The 3,440-nt window shown below is 38.8% G+C and carries 3 protein-coding genes; 2 read left to right on the forward strand and 1 reads right to left on the reverse strand.

Annotation, left to right across the window (positions count from 1 at the left end; all coding sequences use genetic code 11):
- On the forward strand, positions 1 to 615 hold a 615-nt coding region (locus F6K22_RS36310), incomplete at its 5' end, for a HEAT repeat domain-containing protein (protein ID WP_293109511.1).
- A gap of 863 nt (positions 616 to 1,478) precedes the next feature.
- On the opposite strand, the gene F6K22_RS36315 is transcribed toward F6K22_RS36310, so the two are convergent.
- On the reverse strand, positions 1,479 to 1,916 hold the full coding sequence (locus tag F6K22_RS36315) for a helix-turn-helix domain-containing protein (protein ID WP_293109513.1): 438 nt from the start codon (positions 1,914 to 1,916) through the stop codon (positions 1,479 to 1,481).
- A 422-nt stretch (positions 1,917 to 2,338) separates the two neighbouring features.
- Between F6K22_RS36315 and F6K22_RS36320 the strand changes: the two genes are divergently transcribed.
- Positions 2,339 to 3,440 (forward strand): AAA-like domain-containing protein (locus tag F6K22_RS36320; protein ID WP_293109514.1); only part of this gene is annotated, 1,102 nt, incomplete at its 3' end.

A 3,440-nucleotide genomic window follows, 5' to 3' on the forward strand; every position in this document is an offset into this window, starting at 1 on the left:
TCTGATAATAGTTCGAGTGTGCGACGTGAAGTGGTGCAACAAATAGCTACTGGTTGGAAACATGAAGTGGGAATTTTTGAATTACTCAAACAATTGGTTGTGTCTGATAATAGTTCGAGTGTGCGACGTGAAGTGGTGCAACAAATAGCTACTGGTTGGAAACATGAAGTGGGAATTTTTGAATTACTCAAACAATTGGTTGTGTCTGATAATAGTTCGAGTGTGCGACTTGAAGCGGTGCGACAAATAGCTACTGGTTGGAAACATGAAGTGGGAATTTTTGAATTACTCAAACAATTGGTTGTGTCTGATAATAGTTCGAGTGTGCGACTTGAAGCGGTGCGACAAATAGCTACTGGTTGGAAAAATGAAGCGGGAATTTTAGAATTGTTTTATCACACCGCCCTCAATGACCCCTTTCAACATCAAAATGAGTATCAAGACAACCCTCGACAAATTGCACTAGAAGCAATAGTCAAACAATATCCAGACCATCCACAAACCCTCCCACTATTACAAGACAGAGCAGCAAACGACCCAGACGAACAACTGCGGGAGTGGGCAAAAAAGACATTGCAGCGCTCACACCGATTATGGCACGGATATACGGATTAAGAGTTCCATGCTTGGCAATGCAGGAACAATCCAACCTACATGAGTAGCCATCTTATCATCCGTTCCGCTTTCCTAGGTCATGCTACGCAAACGCGACCGCTCTGTTTTCCATAAATTGATGTTTTATTCATCTGTTGTACAATAGTACATTTTATAGTATTTTATACTACATTTGATTAACTCACCACCGTTGACTTTCGGTGTGTTGTGCTGACGCTTTTGATTAGCAAAAACACACCCTACTCCTAAACTCAACCAAACTTCTAGAAGCAATAGTCAAACATTATCCAGACCATCCACAAACCCTCCCACTATTACAAGACAGAGCAGCAAACGACCCAGACGAACAACTGCGGGAGTGGGCAAAAAAGACATTGCAGAGATTAGAAAATAGGAATACTCATTAGCAGGACTTACCCAAAATATCAAATTATACACCATCTGTAGTGGCGATTCGCGAATCGCTCCTACTAGATATGGTGGTTATGCGTAAGTCCTGATTAGATTGAAAAGCAGAACGTAACGCACCATTATCTTAACGGTGCGTCATAACTCAAATGCGAGTAAGTTTTGTAGTAGCGTGTCTAGACTAAAATTGTGGGTTAGGAGCGAGCAACGAGCGAAGACCTCTCCCCCAACCCCTCTCCTGCTTTTGAGAGGGGTGAAATCCCCCCCAACGCTAGCACTTAAGGGGGTTGGGGGGTTAGGTTTTTACGCCTCACATTTTCAAGTTTGACACGCTAGTAGGTTAGGTTAACAAAGGAAACCCAACAACAAAATTGCTCCCGTTGGGTAGAGCGGTAGCGAAACCCAACCTACAGTAGTAAAAGCTGATATCTGAATGCTGAATGCTTAAAGCTATATCAGACACTTGAACTACATTTTTTCATATATTCCCAACCACGCTGGGGGGAAACGCGATCGCGTCCAATAGTCCTAGCAATCCATTCGGCCACTTTTGGCCCAGTCCATGTTGCTTGGTCTTTAGGTGGACTTTTTAGTGCTATGCGTAATTCTTCTTGTTGTTCTGGAGTCAGTAAAGCATGAGAAGGGTAAAATTTCCGGGTTTTCCGTCGATTTAAAATTGCATCCGGCCCTTTTTGATTGTAACTTTTTACTATATCCTTAGCATAATCATAGTTAAGACCCAAAGCTTGAGCTGCTTCTTTGATAGTCCACTTTTGAGACACTAACCAGAGCAGGTGCCAGCGTCGAGATTCGACTCTATCTCTAATTTGGAGATAGCGAGTTTTGATTTCTGCTTCGCTCAGGTGGGATTTGAGATAGGCTTTTTTAGGCATCTTTTTCTACTTTAATCAGGGGTATGAAATATAAATAGTTCAACTCTGGAAAGCAATAAGACTAAGTTTCGCTAGCACTAGCGATCGCTTTCCTTGATGTAGATGACCCTGTAAAGTCCAAATCAACCGTTACAACTTAAGATTATTTCTTATCTGTAGTAATTTTGTTTACGGTTTTATGGTTTAGATGTTTATACTATAACACCTTATTACATCTGTGTAAATACATTAAGTTTAATATTTAGAGTTCAGTTGAATTTATGGGCTTATTTATATTTAGTTGACCAAATCTTTACCGAATCTTTACAAATGTTAGCTATAATTATGCTAATCAAATCTTTCTAGAGAAATTTACCTATAAATTTAGTCGAGCAGAAAAAAGCGATCGCTCCTTTCGACTATCTGAGAAATACCTCTTTACTATGAATACTTCAACTCAAAAATCTTATTATCAAGTCGGTGGTTGTCTGCCTAGAAATGCACCTAATTATGTTAAGCGACGAGCAGATGAGGATTTCTATGAAGGTCTTAAAGCGGGTGAGTTTTGTTATGTTCTTAATTCTCGTCAAATGGGAAAATCTAGTTTGCAAGTTATGACAATTCAAAGATTACAAGAAGAGGGTGTTTATTGTGTGGCGATCGACATTTCAGAAATTGGTAATCGGGGGGTAACTCCTGAACAGTGGTATGCGGGTATTCTGCGGATATTAGAAAATAATTTTAATCTATCAGAATATGTGAATATTCGTACTTGGTGGCGGGAAAGAGATTATTTAGCTCCCGTGCAAAGATTAAGTGAGTTTATTGAAACGGTATTACTGGCACAAATTAATCACAATATTGTGATTTTTATTGATGAAATTGATAGTATTCTGGCTTTAGATTTTCCAGTGGATGATTTTTTAGGTTTTATTCGAGCTTGTTACAACAAACGGGCTAATAATCAAGAATATAATCGTTTAACTTTTGCTTTGTTAGGAGTTAGTACACCTCAAGATTTATGTCAGGATAAAAGTAGTACACCTTTTAATATTGGGAGGGCGATTGAACTGACTGGTTTTCAATTAGATGAAGCTTTATCATTGATGGATGGATTAGTCGGAATTTGTCAGGAACCAGAGGCAGTTTTACAAGAGGTTTTGACTTGGACTGGAGGGCAACCATTTTTAACTCAAAAGGTCTGTAAACTATTAATTGAAAATGGAGAGTTAATAGTTAATTCCGCAGAGGGAGTAGCACGAATTGTTAGGTCGAAAATTATTGATAATTGGGAAACACAGGATGTGCCAGAACATTTGAAGACTATTCGCGATCGAATTTTGAGAAAGGATGAACGAATAGTTAGAAGATTGGGATTATATCAGGAAATTTTACAGAATAATTTGACTGGAATAGTAGCCGATAATAGTCCGGAACAAATGGAACTTAGGTTATCTGGATTAGTAGCTAAACGAGATAGTAAGTTAATAGTTGCTAATCCAATATATGCTGCAGTTTTTCATCAAGAAATAATTTTTGAAGAGA

Origin of the sequence: Okeania sp. SIO2F4 (assembly GCF_010672385.1) — a bacterium.
Classification (GTDB): domain Bacteria; phylum Cyanobacteriota; class Cyanobacteriia; order Cyanobacteriales; family Microcoleaceae; genus Trichodesmium.